General features: G+C 57.6%; 18 protein-coding genes and 1 tRNA gene. 5 read left to right on the forward strand and 14 right to left on the reverse strand.

From position 1 onward, the window contains the following. Positions 1-717 precede the first annotated feature (717 nt). From JKL48_RS23440 to tsaB, 5 genes are all read right to left on the reverse strand, one after another. A complete protein-coding gene (locus tag JKL48_RS23440) occupies positions 718-1,956 on the reverse strand; it encodes a serine hydrolase (protein WP_201985751.1) in 1,239 nt (412 codons plus the stop codon). Between the two features lie 170 nt (positions 1,957-2,126). Beyond that, positions 2,127-3,395, reverse strand: a complete 1,269-nt coding sequence (locus tag JKL48_RS18140) for a hypothetical protein (RefSeq protein ID WP_201985753.1) — start codon at positions 3,393-3,395, stop codon at positions 2,127-2,129. A gap of 67 nt (positions 3,396-3,462) precedes the next feature. After that, positions 3,463-4,815 carry an APC family permease gene (locus tag JKL48_RS18145; RefSeq protein WP_201985762.1) on the reverse strand — a complete coding sequence of 451 codons (1,353 nt, stop codon included), beginning with the start codon at positions 4,813-4,815 and terminating at the stop codon, positions 3,463-3,465. A gap of 144 nt (positions 4,816-4,959) precedes the next feature. Beyond that, a complete protein-coding gene (locus tag JKL48_RS18150; RefSeq protein WP_201985764.1) occupies positions 4,960-5,487 on the reverse strand; it encodes a DUF2480 family protein in 528 nt (175 codons plus the stop codon). A 120-nt stretch (positions 5,488-5,607) separates the two neighbouring features. After that, positions 5,608-6,309, reverse strand: coding sequence for a tRNA (adenosine(37)-N6)-threonylcarbamoyltransferase complex dimerization subunit type 1 TsaB (tsaB, locus tag JKL48_RS18155; RefSeq protein ID WP_201985773.1), 702 nt, complete (start codon positions 6,307-6,309; stop codon positions 5,608-5,610). Between the two features lie 36 nt (positions 6,310-6,345). Between tsaB and JKL48_RS18160 the strand changes: the two genes are divergently transcribed. Beyond that, the gene (locus tag JKL48_RS18160) at positions 6,346-6,897 is read left to right on the forward strand and encodes a suppressor of fused domain protein (RefSeq protein WP_201985774.1); all 552 of its coding nucleotides are present in this window, start codon (positions 6,346-6,348) and stop codon (positions 6,895-6,897) included. Here the strand turns inward: JKL48_RS18160 and JKL48_RS18165 are convergent. The 4 genes from JKL48_RS18165 to rpmH form a co-directional block, all read right to left on the reverse strand. Continuing rightward, the gene (locus JKL48_RS18165; protein ID WP_201985777.1) at positions 6,886-7,206 is read right to left on the reverse strand and encodes a DUF6678 family protein; all 321 of its coding nucleotides are present in this window, start codon (positions 7,204-7,206) and stop codon (positions 6,886-6,888) included. The two genes, JKL48_RS18160 and JKL48_RS18165, sit on opposite strands and share 12 nt — an antisense overlap. A gap of 65 nt (positions 7,207-7,271) precedes the next feature. Further along, a complete protein-coding gene (locus tag JKL48_RS18170; protein ID WP_201985779.1) occupies positions 7,272-8,966 on the reverse strand; it encodes a S41 family peptidase in 1,695 nt (564 codons plus the stop codon). A 26-nt stretch (positions 8,967-8,992) separates the two neighbouring features. Beyond that, positions 8,993-9,439 carry a ribonuclease P protein component gene (locus tag JKL48_RS18175; RefSeq protein WP_317191967.1) on the reverse strand — a complete coding sequence of 149 codons (447 nt, stop codon included), beginning with the start codon at positions 9,437-9,439 and terminating at the stop codon, positions 8,993-8,995. A gap of 159 nt (positions 9,440-9,598) precedes the next feature. Beyond that, the gene (gene rpmH, locus JKL48_RS18180) at positions 9,599-9,757 is read right to left on the reverse strand and encodes a 50S ribosomal protein L34 (RefSeq protein ID WP_046246180.1); all 159 of its coding nucleotides are present in this window, start codon (positions 9,755-9,757) and stop codon (positions 9,599-9,601) included. Between the two features lie 143 nt (positions 9,758-9,900). Between rpmH and JKL48_RS18185 the strand changes: the two genes are divergently transcribed. Next, positions 9,901-11,634: a M61 family metallopeptidase gene (locus tag JKL48_RS18185; RefSeq protein ID WP_201985781.1), complete on the forward strand. Its 1,734-nt coding sequence runs from the start codon at positions 9,901-9,903 to the stop codon at positions 11,632-11,634. Positions 11,635-11,702: 68 nt separating this feature from the next. Here JKL48_RS18185 and JKL48_RS18190 read toward each other — a convergent pair whose 3' ends face one another. From JKL48_RS18190 to JKL48_RS18200, 3 genes are all read right to left on the reverse strand, one after another. Then, positions 11,703-11,945, reverse strand: coding sequence for a hypothetical protein (locus JKL48_RS18190; RefSeq protein WP_201985783.1), 243 nt, complete (start codon positions 11,943-11,945; stop codon positions 11,703-11,705). A 69-nt stretch (positions 11,946-12,014) separates the two neighbouring features. Continuing rightward, positions 12,015-12,956 (reverse strand): PfkB family carbohydrate kinase, encoded by a 942-nt coding sequence (locus JKL48_RS18195; RefSeq protein WP_201985785.1) that lies wholly within the window; start codon positions 12,954-12,956, stop codon positions 12,015-12,017. A gap of 111 nt (positions 12,957-13,067) precedes the next feature. After that, a tRNA-His gene (locus JKL48_RS18200) sits at positions 13,068-13,141 on the reverse strand. Between the two features lie 213 nt (positions 13,142-13,354). Between JKL48_RS18200 and JKL48_RS18205 the strand changes: the two genes are divergently transcribed. Then, the gene (locus JKL48_RS18205; RefSeq protein WP_201985787.1) at positions 13,355-14,764 is read left to right on the forward strand and encodes a DEAD/DEAH box helicase; all 1,410 of its coding nucleotides are present in this window, start codon (positions 13,355-13,357) and stop codon (positions 14,762-14,764) included. Between the two features lie 77 nt (positions 14,765-14,841). On the opposite strand, the gene JKL48_RS18210 is transcribed toward JKL48_RS18205, so the two are convergent. Then, positions 14,842-15,294, reverse strand: coding sequence for a small multi-drug export protein (locus JKL48_RS18210; RefSeq protein ID WP_201985789.1), 453 nt, complete (start codon positions 15,292-15,294; stop codon positions 14,842-14,844). Between the two features lie 126 nt (positions 15,295-15,420). After that, complete coding sequence (gene upp / locus JKL48_RS18215; RefSeq protein ID WP_201985790.1) at positions 15,421-16,131, reverse strand: uracil phosphoribosyltransferase; 711 nt, start codon at positions 16,129-16,131, stop codon at positions 15,421-15,423. A gap of 275 nt (positions 16,132-16,406) precedes the next feature. Between upp and JKL48_RS18220 the strand changes: the two genes are divergently transcribed. Together JKL48_RS18220 and JKL48_RS18225 are read left to right on the forward strand one after the other, a co-directional pair. Beyond that, entirely contained in the window at positions 16,407-18,425 is a 2,019-nt protein-coding gene (locus JKL48_RS18220) for a capsule assembly Wzi family protein (RefSeq protein ID WP_201985792.1), read from the forward strand. Between the two features lie 41 nt (positions 18,426-18,466). Next, positions 18,467-18,838 (forward strand): four helix bundle protein, encoded by a 372-nt coding sequence (locus tag JKL48_RS18225; RefSeq protein ID WP_201985794.1) that lies wholly within the window; start codon positions 18,467-18,469, stop codon positions 18,836-18,838. Positions 18,839-18,861: the final 23 nt, after the last annotated feature.

The raw sequence follows: 18,861 nt of genomic DNA on the forward strand, positions 1-18,861 counted from the left end.
TTCATCCTGAGCCAAGATCAAACTCTCCATTGTAAAATTCTTCTACACCCATCCGAAGATGGGCTGATGTCGAGTGCGAATCCGACTCGTATTGACGAGTTCTATGTATTCGTGTTACGCTTGTAATTTCTACTACTTTCATTGCTGAAAGCAGCCCTTACCATTTGTCTTTTCCAAACATTCAAAGAACGTGTGTCGCTTCCATTTGAAGTGACGCTGTGGCCAAGCGGGCCATCGTTTCGAGTTGTTGTGCACCGCCTCTTTCGATTTGGGAGTGCAAAGGTAACTCGCCTTTTTCAATTAGCAAGTAAAAATGAAACTTTATTTTTCTTTTCTTTTTATCCTACTTCGTAGTGCTCTCGATTAAAACAAAACGGGGTGCAAAGGTAAGAAGCTTTTTCGATTTTCAAACTATTTAGGAAAATTTATTTTTCGATTCATCTTCCTGATTTATTAGTTACTGTTCCGGTTGAACTGTAACGGGGTGCAAAGGTAAGTGCCTTTTTTGATTAACCAAGCGGTTTAATAAATTTCTTTTTTCAGTGCTTGGTTAGTGTCCGCGTCCTTTCGATTTGGGAGTGCAAAAGTAGGAGGAAGAATTGGAGTGTACAAGTGCTCTCGCAATATTTTTATAGGCGAAGTGAGTCTACAATCATCTTTATAAGCTAACGCAACTACTCTTCAATGATTTACGGCGAGCTCAAAATTAGCTTTTTTTCACCGGATTGGCTCGAGGGAGAAGAATTCGGTGAGGTTGGGGAGGTATTGGCGGGGGCGTTGAGATTCGTATTGCTGGATTTGGCGGCCTAGTTGGGCTAGGAATGGGAGGCCGATGGTGTCGTATTCGTAGGCGCCGTCGTTGATGATGCCGTCTTGGTTGACGTAGAGGACGGCGCTGAGGAGGAATTCGGACTGGTGGAGGGAGTCGGCGAAATAGGCGACATCGGCGAGGTAGCCGTGCGACATGCCGACGATGTTGTAGATGCGGAGGGTGGATTGGTGGGGAATTTCGGGGTTGCGGCCGTAATAGAGGTATTTTTTGTAGGCGTCGAAGTAGCGGGCGGGGGCGTAGGGATGGAAGCCGGACTCGTGGGGAGTGGCGTGGAGGTAGCGGCGGAGGAAGGCGTAATCGGTTGGGGTGAGGCGGAGGCGCTGGGCGGCGGGGACGGATTCGGGGAAGAGAATGCTTTGTAGGAGGGCGGTGATGGCGGGGAGCGGGAGATGGTTGGCGGTGGTGAAATCGTAGGGTTCGGGGATGATGCGACGGCCGGCCTGGTAGGCACGGCCTTTGAGGACGCGGCCGAGGGGGCTGGTGTAGGGCGTAGGGTTGAACTTGGCGGGCTCCTTATATAAGGTATCGCCACTGGGAGTGTGGAAGCTGATGGGGTTGGTGTGGCGGTTGGCGGCGGTGTCGCAGGGGGCGAAGCGGCGGGTGATGCGGACATTGGGATGACCGAGTTCCTGGAGGCGTTGGTTGAGGAGTTGTTGACCTAGGAATTCGTAGAGGCGATTGTAGGCGACGTTGTCGCTTACCAGGAGCATGCGCTTGATGTAGTTGCCGACGGTGGCGGTACGGTCGGAATCGGCTGGGGCGGCGAAGGGGACGGGGGTTTGGCAGCGGTAGGCGGTGCCGGTGGCCATGATGGTGCGGCGGGTTACTCCCGGTTTGTTGAGGTCATTGAGCTTTTCGAGGGAGAGGGCAACAACAGGAAGTTTGACTAAGCTCGCGGGGTTGAAGTATTGCTGGGGGTTGAGGTGGTAGGTGTGGGGGATGAAAGTGGGGCGATTTTGGGCGTCACGGTTGATTTGGGTATAAATGATTTGCAGCTCGTATTTGGGATTGGTGGCGACGCGGGCCAGTTGAGGGTTGGCTTTTAGGAGAGAGTCTAGGAGTGGGGAGTCTGCGGACGGGGGCCTCCCCTCCCGGCCCCCGCTCCAATGGAGAGGAGGGGCCAAGCGACTTGTAGCGGCTAGAGTTAATAAGGTTGTTATGGTTAATAGGAAGGCTAGTCCTATTATATAGTAAAGAGTGGAACGGGATTGAGAGGGCGTTTTCATAGGATATGGAAATAGAAAGGGCCGTGATGTTGCCACCACGGCCCTGTGGGGCTGGTTTTATACGGACGTTAGTCGGCTAGGGGAACCAGACGCTTGGCAAGGAGGAGGTTGGAATCGGTTTGGCGCCAATTGTAGCCAGTGCCGAAGGGGAGCGGTTTGGGTTTGTGCAGGGTGTCGCGGTAGGCGGCGGTGAGTTCGGGCTGGTATTGCTTGGCGAAAAGGTTGATGGGCCGGCGGTAGGTACCGTAGTAGTTGAACTGCCAGGCGCCTTTTTGAAAGTACTTCATGGCGATGCCGGAATCGTCTTGCAGGATATAGCGGCTACGGCGCAGGACGGTGCGGCGGACTTTATTGAAATACGACTTGTGCATGAGGTAGGTGGCCGACTTCACGTAGGTGGTGAGGGGGCCGAGGTGGCGAACAAACTCCAGCGGGGCGCTTTTGGAGGTGAGCTTCCAATCGCTGAGGTCGGCGGAGAAGTAGTAGACGGTTTTGGATTGGCCGTTGGGGGCGCGAAGTTTCATTTCGACGCCGGGGATGGACTTGGGGTCGGGGGTTTGAGTGGTGTCGGTTGGAGCGTTGAGGAGTTTGCCGGCAGCATCGAGCTGCACGGGGCGGATGCCGGTGATTTGGTTGCCGGTGCGAGCAGCGAAGAGCATCATGAGCGGTAGAGCTCCATCAAGTTCAACTGATTTCAGGTCCACGGCCATGTCGTTGGTGCGGAAGAAGCTAAAATTGAGCACCGACCAGAGGGAGGCTTTGACGGCGGGCAGCAGCTTGGGGTTTTCGAGGGAGGTGCGGGCGGGGATACTACCGACGGGTTCGAGGCCCATCAGGACGTAGGTTTGGCTGGTGGGGAACATCGTGACGACGTTCAGGAAATCGGGGCCGCTGAAGGGGTAGAAAATGGTGGGGCTGTTGGCGTGAACCGAATCGAGCTCGGTATTGGCCCACTGGGTCATGCGCGTGGTATGGGTGGCGCGGTATTTATCCCAGCTTTTGTCCTGGTCTTTGGCGAAAGCCTGCCAGACGGGTGTAGCGGCCAACTTGGTGAGGTTGCTGTGCTGGCTGGGCTGGAGGCCACCGAGAAACAGGGCTACATCCTGGGCGTAGGCGGTATCGGGGGCGGTGAGGCGGTTGGGGCGCGATTGGGTGGCTTGGGTGCCGGAAGCGACTGGCGATGCTGACTTCGTGGAATCAATGGCATCGGCCGTGGTGGCCATTGTTTCTTCTTTAGCGGAGGATGCCGTTTCGGTTTGTTTGTTCGACTCGGAGCAAGCGGAAAGCAAGAGCAAGGCGGCGGGCAGGAGCCGAAGCGCGGCGGTGCGGAAAGACATTATACTATATAAGGTGTGACGGCAGGCAGCTGAAGCGCCCAATGAAGCTGCAAGTTACGGAAGTGCTTTAGCCGCGGGATGTGGCAGAGGAAACGGCTAGGCGCGTGGTCAGGAAGTAGACCAACGCCCCGATTGCCAAAGTAACCAAGCCGTAGAGCGACTCCATCGGTTTGTCGCGCAGGATGAAGGCCAGTGTCCAACCGCTTAGACCCAGGAAAATGAGGGGCGTAACGGGGTAGCCCCAGGCGCGGTAGGGGCGCGGCAAATCGGGCTGACGGAAGCGCAGGACGAACAGGCCTAGCACGGTGAGGAAGGTGAACAGGTTCAGGACAAAGCCGGCATAGACCAGTACCGATTGAAAACCTGGCTTTACAATAAATAGCAGCGTGATAACCGTCTGGAGCAACAGGGCACGAACGGGAATACCAGCACGGCTTTTCGGGGCTAAGAAGCGCAAGGCCGGAATGTCCTCTCCCATCGTTTGCACGATACGCGGTCCGGCAAAAATCATCGAACTGATGGTAGAAACCAGTAGAACAGCGATAACGCCTCCCATCAACCGGCCCACGGCCTCCCCAAACAGCGATGTGGCGGCCACGAAACCAACCTCTAACGGCTGAGGAAAAACGGCTTTGGCGCCGCTCACCAATTCCGCCATTGGCGTGGAGCGGAGGAACACATAGTTCAACCCTACATATAATAGGAGTACAACGGCGGTGCCGGCCAGCAGGATGCGCGAGAGGTTGCGTTTCGGATTTTCGATTTCGCCGGTGACGTACACGGCGGCATTCCAGCCGGAGTAGGCATAACTCACATACACCAGGCTCACGGCGAAGGCGGGGCTGAGCAGGGCGCGCCAGCTAGCGGTATCGGGCAGAAAGCTGATGGGTTGCCCCTTCCCTACCACCATGCCCGCGCCGATGAACACAACCAGCACACCTACCTTCAGGGCCGTAATAACGATTTGGAGGCGACTGCCGACGCGGGTGCTACTGCCGTGCACGAGCGTCAGGACCAACACCACGGCTACGGAAAGCCACTGCGGATGTAGGCCAGGCCATACGCTTTTTGCATACTCCCCCAACGCCAGTGCGGCCAAGGCCGTGGGGGCAGCAAAGCCTACCGTAGCCGATACCCAGCCCGAGAGAAACCCCAGCGCTGGATGGTAAATCTGGCTTAGGTAGTGGTATTCGCCTCCGGAACGGGGCATGGCCGCTGCCAGCTCGGCGTAGCTCACGGCCCCGCAAAGGGCAATGAGGCCACCCACCAGCCACAGCATCAGCAGCGCAAAGCCGCTTTGGATGCCCATCACCTGAAAACCGAGGCTGGTAAAAACGCCCGTGCCCACCATGTTGGCAATGACAATGGCCGTGCCGGTGAGGAAAGTGATTTTATAAGGAGTTCGGGTAAGCTCGGGCATGGTACAAAGATGCGAAGCATTATTGCGGCCATCTGTCATGCTGAACGCAGTGAAGCACCTTACCGCGTTCGAACAAGTCCTTCTAACGTGATAAGGTGCTTCACTGCGTTCAGCATGACAGGCGAAATTATTCGCCCCAACCAACTACTCCGCTGGAACAGGGGCTTTTGGTTTTTTGTAGAGCGGCACGGTGCTGCAGGGCTCGCCATACATCACGCTGCTGGTCACGGGGAGCAGTTTATGCATGATGGCCACGTAGGCGAAGGTGGGCACGGGCACATTGCCACAGCCTTTTACCACCACTTTGGCGTCGCGGTATTCTTCGGTATCAATCGCGGCAATGGCTTCTTCAAACAGCGACTGCTCCAAGGCGTCGAGGTTGCCAAAGACGTAGCGGTGAGCGTGCCCCTGGAGCTTGGTGGCGAGCAGCATGTAGGCCCAGGTGGGCACAATGGCATCGGCCGAGCAGATGATGGCGACGTTTTTGCCGTCATACTGCGTCCAGTCGTTGGTTTTCACGAACTCGCGGAAGTCCTTTTCGCGCAGTATGAGGCCGTGGAAAAGGTTGTCTTTGATGTCGTACACCACTCTTTCGCCGGGGTGCAGCAGTTCTTCCAGATTGAGGGTGACGAGGCCGGAGTTGGCAACGCGGTTGACGAAGAGGGGTTCCATGGGATTCTATTTTGAGTTACCAGAACGTCATGCAGAGCGCAGCGAAGCATCTTTACCACGCAACGCAATTCATCTACTATTGCAGTAAAGATGCTTCGCTGCGCTCTGCATGACGTTCTGCTACTTCGCTTTCGGCGTGGTCGTGTACACTTCTTTCAGATAAAACGGCTCGTAATACGCCACGTCCTGAAATTCCTGCCGGTGATAAGCGGCGACGGCCAACGCCCCCACCGCCACCGCCGACGGCTCGATGCCCGCCAGGAAACCGGCCTGCGCCGACTCCCCCAGCAACGCCTGAAACTTCGTGGCGCCATTGCCGAAGAATAACACGGAATGGTGGACCAATTGTTCGGCCAGCGTATCGGCGTCGAGGATGAGGGGCGTGGGCGCGAGCACCTCCCGGCCGTCGTGGGTGTACAGCGCGGCGTATACTTCCTGCCGCCGGGCATCCAGCATGGGGCAGTACAGGTAATTCTCCGGCCGGGCGGTACCGGCGGCCACCTGCACAGCCAACGCCCGCAGTGTGCTCACCGCCACCAGCGGAATATCGAGCGCGAAGCACAGGCCCTTGGCGGCGGCCCCGCCAATGCGCAGGCCGGTATAGGAACCGGGCCCGTCGCTCACGGCTACGGCGGCGAGGTCGTCCAACTGGTAGCCGGTGTTTTCGAGCAGTTGCTCGATGAGCACGGTCAGATGGGTGGAATGCGACTTATCGAGTCTGAGCTCGGACTGGCCGACCAGGGAGCCGTCGGCCACGCGGTGCAGGGCAACCGAACAGACGGGCGAAGAAGTTTCGAGGGAGAGGAGGAGGGATTGGCTCAATGTAGATTTGAAATTTCCGGCGCAAAATTATTGACGATGTATAATCTGGAGCTACTCAAGCAGCACTTAGAAACGAATTGGGGCAAGAGTACTGATAAGAAAGACCATATTCCGGACCCGCTTAAGAAGATATCGGAGGACTTTTCTGTACTGGAATTTCCTCCATCGGAAAAGCACGACTTCTGGATTTACTCTACACTTGGAATGTCAACTGATAGTCCAGATAACTTGATTGAACTGCATGTCTTTTCTAACAAGCAAGATTTGATGCTGATTGAGTTGCTTACTATCACTGCTTCCTTTCATCGGAATGACGCTCCGCTTGGCTTACATCATACTGTCAATTTCGGACGGCCTTGGCAAGATGATTCTACTTGCAGCTTCGGCTTCATTTCGCTTCCTTATATGGATGGCGAGGCTTTAGAGATTTTCAATTTCGAGGGTGGACACCTGCATAATCTCTGGCTGATGCCAATTACAGAAAGTGAAAGAGACTACAAGATTGAAAACGGATGGGATGCATTAGAGCAGCGCTTTGAAGATTGTGGGCTGGATTACCTGAATCCAGAGCGCACCTCATGCTTCTAGCGGGATTCTTATCATTCCATCAACCAAGCTATAACTCACAAGCTCTGCTTCAAGCAGCGTAATTAGTTGCTCCGAGTGATTCCATCGTTTCGGTGCGACTAACCGGCCAATGTGCTCCATCACGACAGGGTTGATTTCAACCCAATCAATTTCTCTGAAGGGCCAGGGTCCAATTATCTCAATGTACGTCCTCACAGGAAATCCTATACCGCTTCCCCAAGCTTCTGGCAAATCATTATGCTTGAGCTTTAGTCTTGCCTGACAATGCAGCTTATTGGATAAAGCAGCAATTTTTTCAATGAGAGCCATAATTGATTTCAACAAAAAAGCAGGCACCTTTCAGCGCCTGCTTTTCTACTTAACGCCCTTCAAAATTACTTCGTCCCGGCCGACTTGCGGGCGCTGGCGGCCTGGCCCGTGGGCTTCAGCAGCGCGGCGTAGCGGTTCGGGTCGTTCAGGACGGCGACGGCGGCGATGATGTTGGGGTCGTCGTCGAAGCCGGCTTCGGTGCGGCCCTTCTCGAAGTAGTAGCGCGACACGATTTCCTGCTCCAACAGCTCCTTGATTTCGGGCTTGAAGCGTTGCAGGTCGTTGGCCTTGTTAACGGTCACCTTCTTGCGGATGGCTTCGAGCTCCAGCTTCACGTCGTCGTAGTGCTTTTCCTCTTTCACTTTCTTGCTGAGGTCGGTGAGGGCCTTTTCGGCGTCGGTGCTGTAGCTGATGTTCTTGCCCTGCAGGTAGGCCACGAACTTCTGGTAGTCGACGTCCGAGAGCTTGAACTGGCGGGCGGGTACGATGGTGGGGTGCTCGGCGCGGTAGCGGGTGGCGTAGTCGAAGAGGTAGCTTTTCTGGAGCAGGATGCGGGTGATATCAGCGATTTCGCGGTCCTGCACCTCAATGTCGGGAGCCACGCCGCCGCCGTCGTACACGGTGCGGCCGGCGGTGGTTTTGAAGGCCGTGCGCAGCGAATCGGGGAATTTGCCCAGCGTGCCGTCTTCCGCGCGGTGCGCGTAGTCGATTTCCTGGATGCAACGGCCGCTCGGGATGTAGTACTTGGCGGTCGTCACCTTCAGCTGCGAGTTGTAGCTGAGCGGGCGCGTGGCCTGCACGAGGCCCTTGCCGAAGGTGCGCTCGCCCACCAGCACGGCGCGGTCGTAGTCCTGCAACACGCCCGACACGATTTCCGACGCCGACGCCGAGCGGTTGCTCGTAATGATGGCAATCGGAATCTGGGTATCAAGCGGCACGTCGAGGGCCTTGTAGGTTTTGTTCCACTCCGTCACCTTGCCCTTGGTGCTCACCACATCGAGGCCTTTGTCGATGAAGAGGTTGGAGATGTTCACGGCCTCGTTCAGCAGGCCGCCGGGATTGTCGCGGATATCGAACACGATTTTCTTCGCGCCCTGCTCCTTGAGCTTGGTTACGGCGGCGCGCACTTCCTTGCCCGCATCCACCGTGAAACCGCCGAGCTGGAAGTAGCCCACGTCGCCGGAAATCATGCCGGTATAGGGCACGTTGTCGACCTGAATTTTATCGCGGGTGATGTCGATTTCGATGGGTTTGTCCTGGCCGTAGCGCGTCACCATCAGCTTCACCATCGAATTGGCCTGGCCCTTGAGCAGCTTGCTGATGTCGGCGTTCGACTTTTTATCGACCACCACGCCGTTGATGTCGAGGATTTCGTCGCCGGGGAGCAGGCCGGCTTTTTGAGCCGGGTAGCCTTCGTAGGCGCTTTGCACCACGGTTTTACCGTTGCGCTTCACCACCGACGCCCCGATGCCGCCGTACTGCCCGGTGGTCATGGTGCGGAAGTCCTCGATGTCGTCTTCCGGAATATAATTGGTGTACGGGTCGAGCGAGCGCAGCATAGCATCAATGCCCGTTTTCACCAGTTTGGCGGGCGTGACCTCGTCGACGTAATAAGTGTTGACCTCCTTGAAGAGCGTGGCGAAAATGTCCAGGTTCTTGGCAATCTCGAAGTACCGCTCGTTGTCGGAAGCGGCGCGGAACGATACCAAACCCAGCGTGCTCAGGGCCAGCGTGGCGAGTAGCTTTTTGCGGATAGTCATACAGAACGAATAGCGGCTAGGCGAATCTACGGGGCCGACGGTGAGGCGGATGCCTCAACAGTCGTGCCTATCAAACGAAGAATACCGGAAATTAATTTTTTTTCCACCAACGCAAGTGGACTTTTTTCCTTCCCCGTGAAGATAATACCTAGCAGAGCGATTTCGTGCCCGTTGGGTTGCTCCGTAAGCCGATATTTATTGAGCCGATACGCCTCGCGAATGAGCCGCTTGAGCCGGTTGCGGTCGACGGCCCGCTTAAACGTGCGCTTGCTCACGCTGATGAGTACCTGCGGCGGGGCCGTGGTGGGCGCGGCCGCTTTTGTCCAGACGATGCGCAATGGGTAAACGCCGAAAGAGGAACTCTGCTTGCTGAAAAGCTCCTCAATGAGCTTCTTGCGGCACAGGTGTTCCTCTTTCGGAAAGGTATATTTTCGGGCTGCCAGCGGGGCGCCGGTAGCAGTGGGCTCGTTCACGTTGCTTGCCTATTGGACCATTGCATCGACAGCAAAGCCCCTATGTTGGAAACGCCTAAAATAGCGAAGCCGCATTGCAGCGACAGAAATAACGCTGTCTCAGCAATGCGGCAATCGGCTAGCTTACAGCCCAAAGCTGTGCGCTAACGGCTAAGAAGACTAGCGCTTGTGCTTGCCTTCGTCGGATACGGTGAGGCGCTTGCGGCCTTTGGCACGACGGCGGGCCAGCACGTTGCGGCCGTTGGCGGTTTCCATGCGCAGACGGAAGCCGTGCTTGTTTACACGCTTGCGCTTCGAGGGCTGATAGGTACGTTTCATATCAAGGAATCTTAAAAAGACGAGTTTCGAGTTGGGCCGGCAAAGGTACGGGCTTTGTCTGGAAAAGGCAAGGCCCTCAGCCACTTTTACGTGGACACCGTTAGCGGGCAGTAGCTTTAGCCCCGTTTAACCCCGTTTTGGCGATGATTCACTACCACGTTTCCTTCGAAAATCCCCTCACGTTTTACCTGCAAATCCAGCTTACGCTGGACGTAGCTGCTGATGCCACTGCCCCGCTGGAACTCCAGCTACCCGCCTGGCGCCCCGGCCGCTACGAGCTGCAAAACTTCGCCCAGAAGATTCAACGTGTGATAGTTGAGGATGCTGCTTCCGGCCAGCCCCTCCCCTACCGCAAGCTCACAAAGGACCGGTGGGAAGTGCTTGAGGCGGCCGGCCGCTCTATTCGGGTGCGATACAACTTCTACGCCCACCAGATGGATGCCGGCGGCTCCTGGCTCGATGAGTCGCAGCTGTACCTGAACCCCGTGCAGGCGCTGATGTATGCCGAGGGCCGGCAGCTGGAGGAATGCGAGTTAACCTTGGCACTGCCCGAGGGTTGGCAAGTGGCGTGTGGCCTGAAGCAAACCGCGCCGCATGTGCTTTCCGCGAAGGATTTCGACCAGCTGGCCGACTCGCCGCTGATTGCTAGCCCCACGCTCACGCACCAAGAGTACGAGGCAGGCGGGCTGCCCTTCCACGTTTGGGCGCAGGGCGAGGCGCTGGTGAACTGGCCGAAGCTACTGGCTGATTTCAAGGCATTCTCGGAGGAGCAGTTGACGATGTTCGGCGGCTTTCCGGTGGTGGACTACCACTTCCTGAACCAGTTTCTGCCCTACAAGCACTACCACGGCGTGGAGCACAACAACTCGACCGTGATTACGCTGGGGCCGGCGGAGCTGATTATGAGCGAGGGCCTGTACAAGGAACTGTTGGGCGTGAGCTGCCACGAGTTGTTCCACACCTGGAATATCAAGAGCATTCGGCCCGCCGAAATGCAGCCTTACGACTACAGCCGCGAGAACTACTTCCGCACCTGTTTCATTGCTGAGGGCATCACGACTTATTACGGCGAGTACCTGCTGGCCCGTAGCCACGTCCGCACGCCCGCGCAGTATTTCGAGGAGTTAAACATCGTGTTGCGCAAGCACTACGACGATGCCGGCGGCGAAAACCTTTCGCTGGCCGACGCCAGTATGGACCTCTGGCTGGATGGCTACAAAAACGGGGTACCCGACCGCAAAGTGTCCGTTTACCACAAAGGCGCCTTGGCTGCTTTGATTCTGGACCTCACCTTGCGGCAGCTTTCAGGCCACTCCCACAGCCTCGATGACGTGATGCGGCGGCTGTATGAGGAATTCGGCAAAACCGGCATCGGCTACACCGAGGCCGACTACGTGCGCATCGTGAACGAAGTGACGGGGCGCGACATGCACGCCTATTTTGACAAGTTCATTTACGGCACCGCGCCGCTGCAGGAGCCTTTGGACCGGGTGTTGCACACCGTGGGCTGCCAGCTGCTGGTGGGCGAAAATGCCTCAGCCTCGGAAGGCCACTTCGGTTTCCGCACGGTGGTGAAGAACGAGCGGACCGAGGTAACCGCCATCTGGCCCAACTCCCCCGCCGCTGCGGCCCTGACGGTAGACGATGAAATCGTAGCTGTGAACGGCCGCCGGGTGGATATGAACCTACAAAGCCTGCTCAGCACCGGCATGCCGGCTTATGAGGTGAGCGTGTTCCGCCAAAACCGGCTGCTGACGGTGACGCTGGCCCCCACGACAGGCGCCAGCTTCGGGCAGCGCTATGCCATCGATAAGCTGGAGACGGCCGATGCGGCGCAGCAGCGTGGGTTTCAGCAGTGGCTGGGGTGGGAGTTTTGAATAGCGCTGGAAATCAAAAAGCCCCGCTGGATTCACCCAGCGGAGCTTTTTGATTGAACTTGCGGCGTTTAGTTTCCCTGTTTACCGGGACCTTTGCCGCCGCTTACCGACATCGGGCGGTTGCCCTGCGGATTATTGCGGATGTTATTAACGCCGTGGCCGGCCGAGTTGCCGTCGGTGGTATTGCCGTGCGCCGATACATCCATTGTGTTCGGGCTTTGCACCTGGGTACTTTTCTTTTTGGTGTTAGCGGCCGGGTTCACGGACGTTTTTTCGTTTTGCAGGTCGGTGTCTTTTTTGGCGTGTCCCATGGCGGAAGGTGGTTGAGTGGAAGATATGAGGTTGTACCCCTCCGCCGCCAAAAAGTTGCCTTCCGAAGCCTAGGCTGGCACGTTGGCGGTGGCCGAAGCCGGCACCACCTTCACCAGCTCGGCAAACTGGGCTTCGCGGGCTTCCACTTCCTCGGGCGTGAGGTTGAGCAGGCGCTCGGTACCAAACTTCTCGACGCAGAACGAGGCCATGGCCGAGCCGTGAATCACGGCGCGCTTCATGTTTTCGAAGCTGATGTCGTCCGTGGCCGCCAAGTGGCCGATGAAGCCCCCCGCGAACGTGTCGCCGGCACCGGTCGGGTCGAATACTTCTTCCAGCGGCAGGGCCGGCGCGTAGAACACCTTGTTTTTGTGGAAGAGCAACGCGCCGTGCTCACCTTTCTTGATGATGAGGAATTTCGGGCCCATGGCCATGATTTTCTTGGCGGCCTTCACCAGCGAATACTCGCCGGAAAGCTGGCGGGCTTCTTCGTCGTTGATGCTCAGCACGTCCACCATTTCGATGGTGGCAATGAGCTCGTCGAGGGCAATGTCCATCCAGAAGTTCATCGTGTCCATCACAATCAGCTTGGGGCGGTTCACGAGGCGCTGAATGACGAGGCGCTGCACCTGCGGAGCCAGGTTGCCGAGCATCAGGTACTTGCAGTCCTGGTAAGCGTCGGGGATGATGGGGTCGAAGCTCCCCAACACGTTCAGCTCGGTGGTGATGGTTTCGCGGGAGTTGAGGTCCGTCGAATACTTGCCCGACCAGAAGAACGACTTCTCGCCTTCTTTGATTTGCAGGCCCTCTACGTCTACGCCGTGCTCTTCGAGCAGCAGGATGTCGGACTGCGGGAAGTCGTCGCCTACCACGGCCACCAGTTTCACAGGCTTCAGCGAATAAGAAGCCGAGAGGCTGATGTAAGTGGCGGCACCACCGATAATTTTATCGGTTTTGCCGAAAGGCGTTTCCAAGGCGTCGAATGCGACGCTGCCGATGACGAGCAAGCTCATGTAGGTAAATTGTGGTGAATAAAACGTTCGAAATTAAAGCCGTATTAAAACGGATTCATTGCAAGCAACAAAAAAGTCCCCGGAAAATTCTCCGGGGACTTCTTTTTGATGGGTAAATAATGGGGCTCGAACCCACGACCTTCGGAATCACAATCCGACGCTCTAACCAGCTGAGCTATATCTACCGTGTTTGTTTTGGTGGGGCAAAGATAGAAAAAGAAGCGGGAAATGGCAAAAAAAGTTCTTTGCCCTTCTGTCATCCTGAGCGCAGCGAAGGAACTTATCGCCGCTGAACGGATTGCAGTAACCCAATTATCAGTGGCAAATCGCTCTGGCTTGATAAGCTCCTTCGCTGCGCTCAGGATGACAGATGTATTCAATATGTCGACCTTTGCGGAATGGAACCCAACACCACCCCATCGTTCAACGATTTCAAACTCAACAAGCAACTACTTTCTGCCGTGGCGGCGGCTGGCTTCACCGACCCCACGCCGGTACAGATTCAGACCATCCCCCTGCTGCTGGCCGGGCACGACGTGCTGGGCATTGCCCAAACAGGCACCGGCAAAACAGCCGCCTTCGGCCTGCCGCTCTTGATGAAGGTAAAATACGCTCAAGGCACCAACCCACGCGCCTTGGTGCTGGCTCCCACCCGCGAGCTGGCCATGCAAATTGAAACGCACCTGAAAGCGCTGGCGGTGAACACCGACCTGCGCATTTTCGCCATTTATGGTGGCCTGGGCCCGAAAACCCAGATTGAAACCATCGCCGAAGGCATCGACGTGCTGGTGGCCACGCCGGGCCGGCTGATGGAAATTTACCTGAAAGGAGCGCTGCGCCTCACCGACATCAAGACCCTGGTGCTGGACGAGGCCGACAAGATGATGGACATGGGCTTCATGCCCCAGATTCGGCGCATTCTGGAAATTATTCCGCGCAAGCGGCAGAACGCCCTTTTCTCGGCCACCATGCCGGAGCGAGTGACCACGCTGAGCGAGGAATTTCTGGAATTCCCGGTGCGGGTGGAGGTGAGCCCGCCGGCCAAAACGGCCTCTACGGTGAGCCAGGTGCTGTACGAGGCGCCCAACCTGCTCACCAAAATCAACCTGCTACACTTCCTGCTCTATCGCGATATCGACACCATGACGCGGGTGCTGCTCTTCTGCCGCACCAAGCAGCACGCCGACCAAGTGGCGCACTTTCTGGAGCGCAAGGCTCCGGCCGGCGAGGTACGCGTGATTCACGGCAACAAGGGCCAGAACGCGCGCATGAACAGCATGGAATCGTTCAAGGCCGGCGAGGTGCGCTACATGGTGGCCACGGATGTGGCCGCGCGCGGCATCGACGTGCCGCAGGTGACGCACGTTATCAACTTCGACGTGCCGATTGTGCACGACGACTACGTGCACCGCATCGGGCGCACGGGGCGGGCTCAGCACATTGGCGCCGCCATCACCTTTGCCAACGAGGCCGAAATGGTGCACATTGGCGAAATCGAGCAGCTCATCAACCAAAAAATTGAGCTGCTCCCGCTGCCTGAGGAAGTGGTGGTGGAAGAAACGCCGTTTGAAGAGCAGCAGAAGATGGGCCGCGAGCTCGACGACCGCCGCAAGAAGCTGGACCCGACCTTTAAAGGTGCTTTCCACGACCGCAAAGAGTGGATTAAGCCCGGCGTGACCATCGACAAGCGCACCGGCAAGCCCTTTAAAGAAGGACAGAAAAAGAGCACAAAGGGAGCAAAAGCCTTCGTGGGCAAGAAAGGCGGCTCGAACCCCGGCGTGAAGGCGCTGAAGCGGCGCGGACGTTAAAAACGGGACGTAAAAAACGAAACGCCATGCTGCGACTTTGCGCAGCATGGCGTTTCGTTTTTATTGTCAATCCGGCTCTACTTGCCGTGATGTATCAGGTGCCCGAAGTGGATGCTGGCAAAGGTGAGGGCCGTGCCCCAGAATAGCGCACTCACAAACATGTGCAGCAAGATGCGCTGCCGCGGCACGCCCAGCAGCGTGGCAATGACGGTGCCGCCGATGGGCGACAGCAGAATGGGCGTGAGAAAGGCAATGCCGCCCATTCCAAATTTGCGGAACACCTTGATGATGTTGCGCGAGCGTTTCGTAAAGATGGGCTCGCGGCGCAGGCGTCGCTGCTTCTGGCGGTGCTGCATCCAGGCGCGGCCCACTCCGGAAAAGATGAACACACTGGTCATCATGCCGGCCACCGTCAGGGCCAGGGTTTGCCAGAAGTGCAGGCCCATGGACGCCCCGGCCAGTGGGCCGCCCAAAAACTTGACCGTGCTCAACAGGAACACAGACGCGCATTTAATGGCGGGATGAAGCACGGGATAACGAAAAGCAGGCGGTGGAAGGGGGCAACTGACGCGGGGTGGGCGCGTGGCAAAGATACCCATTTCGGGAGGCCAGGGTTCAATCTGGCGCACAATTTCCTGCGCCACGGGCCCGCGGCCCTACAGCTTGCTGCCGTAGGAGAGGTCGCCGGCATCGCCCAGACCGGGCACGATGTAGGCGTGCTCGTTGAGCTTTTCATCGATGGCGGCCACCCACAGGTTGGCCTCCGGGATTTCGCGGGCTACATAGGCCAGGCCCTCGGGCGAGGCGATGACGGCCGCGATGTGCACCTGGCGCGGCGTGCCGAAGCGCAGCATGGCCCGGTAGGTTTGCACGAGGCTTTTGCCGGTGGCCAGCATGGGGTCGGCCAGGATGAGCACCCGCTCGTCGAGGCTGGGTGCCGATAGGTAGTCGACCTGCACCTGCACCTGGGCCGTGCCCTCGATGCGGTAGGCAGCCACAAAGGCGCTGGGCGACTGGTCGAAATAATTCAGAAAGCCCTGGTGAAACGGCAGGCCGGCGCGCAGCACGGTGGCCAGAATCGGGAAATCGTGCAGGAGCTTGCCCCGGGTTTCGGCCAGCGGCGTCTGAATGGTTTGCTCGGTGTAGCTGAGGTGGGCGCTGATGCGGTAGGCAATGATTTCGCCCAGGCGCTGCAGGTTGCGGCGGAAACGCAGGCTGTCTTTCTGCACGTCTTTGTCGCGCAGCTCGGCCAGAAAATGGTTGGCAATGCTGGGCTCGGCGCACACCACGTGGATGTGGGCCGTGGCTTCGGCGGCCTCGTTGGAAACCGGGGCGGCCGCGGCAGGGGGAAAAGAAGTGGTGGCCATAAGAAAAACAGGTTGAAAGTGATAACGGAAAGAAAACCCGGCCGGCACCCCGAAGTTGGCACAAAAACCGGTGGCGGCCAAGCCTCACCGGGAATTCGCTGGAAATAGCCGCGGCCTGCCGCCGCGCCGAATGCAGGCGCTGGCACAGCCGGGGCCGCCTAGCCAATACCTGCCAACGGCTTGCTGCGTAGGTTTGTTAAGAAATTGACTTATCCGTCTTTCCATCGGCTAGCCGGTCGCGCCGTCCCGGCTTTACGTGGCGTTTATCGATTCTTATGAAGATTTCTTTGTTTCTGCCCTTTCTGCTGGTTCCGCTGGCCGGCCCGCTTGCGGCCCAGACCGCACCCGAAGCACCGGCCCCGACGCCGGCCCCCGCTCCGGCAAAGGCCGCCCCTTCGCCCTGGATAATCTACGACCAGCCGCTGGATAGCCTGCCGGCGAAGCGTAGCCGCCGGGCTACCCGCCCGAAGGCGGTACGCGACACGCCGACGCGGGCCACGCCAGCGCGCGCCACCGCTCCGCGCGAGGCAGTGGGCAGCACCGAATTCGAAGCCACGCAGGGCACTACGTATGTGCCGCTCGACCAAGACGTTTACCGCCTGATTGACCGGTACGCCATCAAATTTGGCTCCGATTCGCTGCACGACCCCCACACCAGCTCGCGCCCTTACAGCCGCGCGGGCGTGGCCCATCTGGGCGAGCGGATGCTGAGCGGCGACAGCGCCCAGGCCTACCGCACCGGCAGCCTCTCCCGCGCCGACCGCTTCAACGCGCAATACCTGCTGAAGGACAACTGGGCCAACTCGCCGCTGGGGAACGACCTGAACCAGAGCAACCGGCCGTTTCTCAACTATTTTTACCGCGACCAAACCGATTTCTACCACGTCGAGAGCAAAGACTTTACCCTGCGCGCTAACCCCGTGGCGCTACTGGCGGCCGGCCGCGACAACCGGAACACCGACGGCCTGCGCTACGTGAACACCCGCGGCGTGCAGGTAGAAGGCACCATTGACCAGCGCCTGGGTTTTTATGCTTTCCTGACCGATAACCAGGAGGGGGTGCCGCAATACGTGAAGACTCGCGTGGACCGCGACGACATTGTGCCGCACGAGGGCTACGTGAAGCCGTTTAAGGCGGCCGTGCTGGACCAGGGCAGCCAGTACGACTTTTTCACGGCGCGGGGCTACGTGACCTACGCGGCTACGAAGCACATCAACGTGCAGCTGGGACACGACCGCAACTTCATCGGCAATGGCTACCGCTCGCTGATTCTGTCGGACTACAGCGCGCCGTATTTCTTTCTGAAACTGAACACGCGCGTCTGGAAGCTCAACTACCAGAACCTGTTCACGGAAATGGTGGCCCAGAAGGAGAATGCCGACCAGGTGTACCCGAAGAAGTACATGGCCCTGCACCACCTGAGCCTGGACGTGACGAAGAACTTCAACATTGGCTTGTTTGAGTCCGAAGTATTTGGCAGCGCCAGCAACCGCTTCGAACTGCAATACCTGAACCCCATCATTTTCTACCGCGCCATTGAGCAAAACGTGGGCTCGGCCGACAATGCCTTGCTGGGGCTGGATTTCAAGTGGAACGTCCTGCACACGGCCCAGCTCTACGGGCAGGTGGTACTCGATGAGTTTAAGCTGAGCGAAATCCGGGCCCGCAACGGCTGGTGGTCCAACAAGCAGGCCGTGCAGGTGGGCGCCAAGTACATCGACGTGGCCGGCATCCGCAACCTCGATTTGCAGGTGGAACTGAACTACATCCGCCCCTACACCTATCAGCACGGCAGCATTTACACCGCTTATACCAACTACCAGCAGCCCCTGGCCCACCCCATGGGCGCCAACCTGACCGAGGTGCTGGGCGTGCTCAGCTACCAGCCTCTGCCCCGCCTGAACCTGGTGGCCAAAGCCATTTACACCGAGCAGGGCCTGGATTATGGATACGACGCAGGAGGCCAGCTCATCACGAAGGGTCCCATTGTGAGCGGCGATGCGATGGGCAACCCCATCACCATCGGCCGGATTGCGAACTACGGCGGCAACCCACTCACGCCCTACACCTACTTCCCCATGGAATATGGCAACCGCACCGGCCAGGGCAACAAAAGCAGCCTGTTGCACACCGATTTCACGGCCACCTATCAGCCCCGCCTCAACCTGTTCCTGGACGCCAAGCTCGTCGCCCGGCACCAAACCTACTCACTCACGCCCAGCGCTAACGTGAACGAAGTTTATGCCTCCCTGGCGGTGCGCTGGAACATTGCGCAGCGGCTCCACGAGTTTTAAGTCATTTAACAATTATCATTTAACATTTAACAGCTGTTCTGATGATTGGCGGCAAGGCAAATGTGCTTTATGAGAAGGCTTATGCATTTGCCGTGCGAGTGGTGAAGGCTTATCAATTCCTTTCAGCGGAGAAGCGTGAATATGTTTTGTCGAAACAACTGTTACGTTGCGGCACCAGCATTGGGGCCAATGTGACGGAAGCAAATGGTGCCATTTCGGACGCTGACTTTTCTGCCAAAATATCCATCGCCTACAAGGAGTATCTGGAAACCAAGTATTGGTTGAATCTACTGCACGACACTGATTTTATTACTTCCAAGATGTTTGAAAGCATGTTTGCCGATGCCGACGAGTTGGGTAAAATGCTCTTTACCAAACTACGCTCTACCCGCCAGCTACGCAATGCCATTTAATCATTTACATCGCCGAAACGACT

Origin of the sequence: Hymenobacter rubidus (assembly GCF_016734815.1) — a bacterium.
Lineage (GTDB): Bacteria > Bacteroidota > Bacteroidia > Cytophagales > Hymenobacteraceae > Hymenobacter > Hymenobacter rubidus.

Coding starts and splice junctions, on each gene's coding strand:
- JKL48_RS18140 (WP_201985753.1), bottom strand. CDS start 3,395: ATGTCTTTCCGCACCGCCGCGCTTCGGCTCCTGCCCGCCGCCTTGCTC.
- JKL48_RS18145 (WP_201985762.1), bottom strand. CDS start 4,815: ATGCCCGAGCTTACCCGAACTCCTTATAAAATCACTTTCCTCACCGGC.
- JKL48_RS18150 (WP_201985764.1), bottom strand. CDS start 5,487: ATGGAACCCCTCTTCGTCAACCGCGTTGCCAACTCCGGCCTCGTCACC.
- JKL48_RS18160 (WP_201985774.1), top strand. CDS start 6,346: ATGTATAATCTGGAGCTACTCAAGCAGCACTTAGAAACGAATTGGGGC.
- JKL48_RS18165 (WP_201985777.1), bottom strand. CDS start 7,206: ATGGCTCTCATTGAAAAAATTGCTGCTTTATCCAATAAGCTGCATTGT.
- JKL48_RS18170 (WP_201985779.1), bottom strand. CDS start 8,966: ATGACTATCCGCAAAAAGCTACTCGCCACGCTGGCCCTGAGCACGCTG.
- rpmH (WP_046246180.1), bottom strand. CDS start 9,757: ATGAAACGTACCTATCAGCCCTCGAAGCGCAAGCGTGTAAACAAGCAC.
- JKL48_RS18185 (WP_201985781.1), top strand. CDS start 9,901: ATGATTCACTACCACGTTTCCTTCGAAAATCCCCTCACGTTTTACCTG.
- JKL48_RS18190 (WP_201985783.1), bottom strand. CDS start 11,945: ATGGGACACGCCAAAAAAGACACCGACCTGCAAAACGAAAAAACGTCC.
- JKL48_RS18195 (WP_201985785.1), bottom strand. CDS start 12,956: ATGAGCTTGCTCGTCATCGGCAGCGTCGCATTCGACGCCTTGGAAACG.
- JKL48_RS18205 (WP_201985787.1), top strand. CDS start 13,355: ATGGAACCCAACACCACCCCATCGTTCAACGATTTCAAACTCAACAAG.
- upp (WP_201985790.1), bottom strand. CDS start 16,131: ATGGCCACCACTTCTTTTCCCCCTGCCGCGGCCGCCCCGGTTTCCAAC.
- JKL48_RS18220 (WP_201985792.1), top strand. CDS start 16,407: ATGAAGATTTCTTTGTTTCTGCCCTTTCTGCTGGTTCCGCTGGCCGGC.
- JKL48_RS18225 (WP_201985794.1), top strand. CDS start 18,467: ATGATTGGCGGCAAGGCAAATGTGCTTTATGAGAAGGCTTATGCATTT.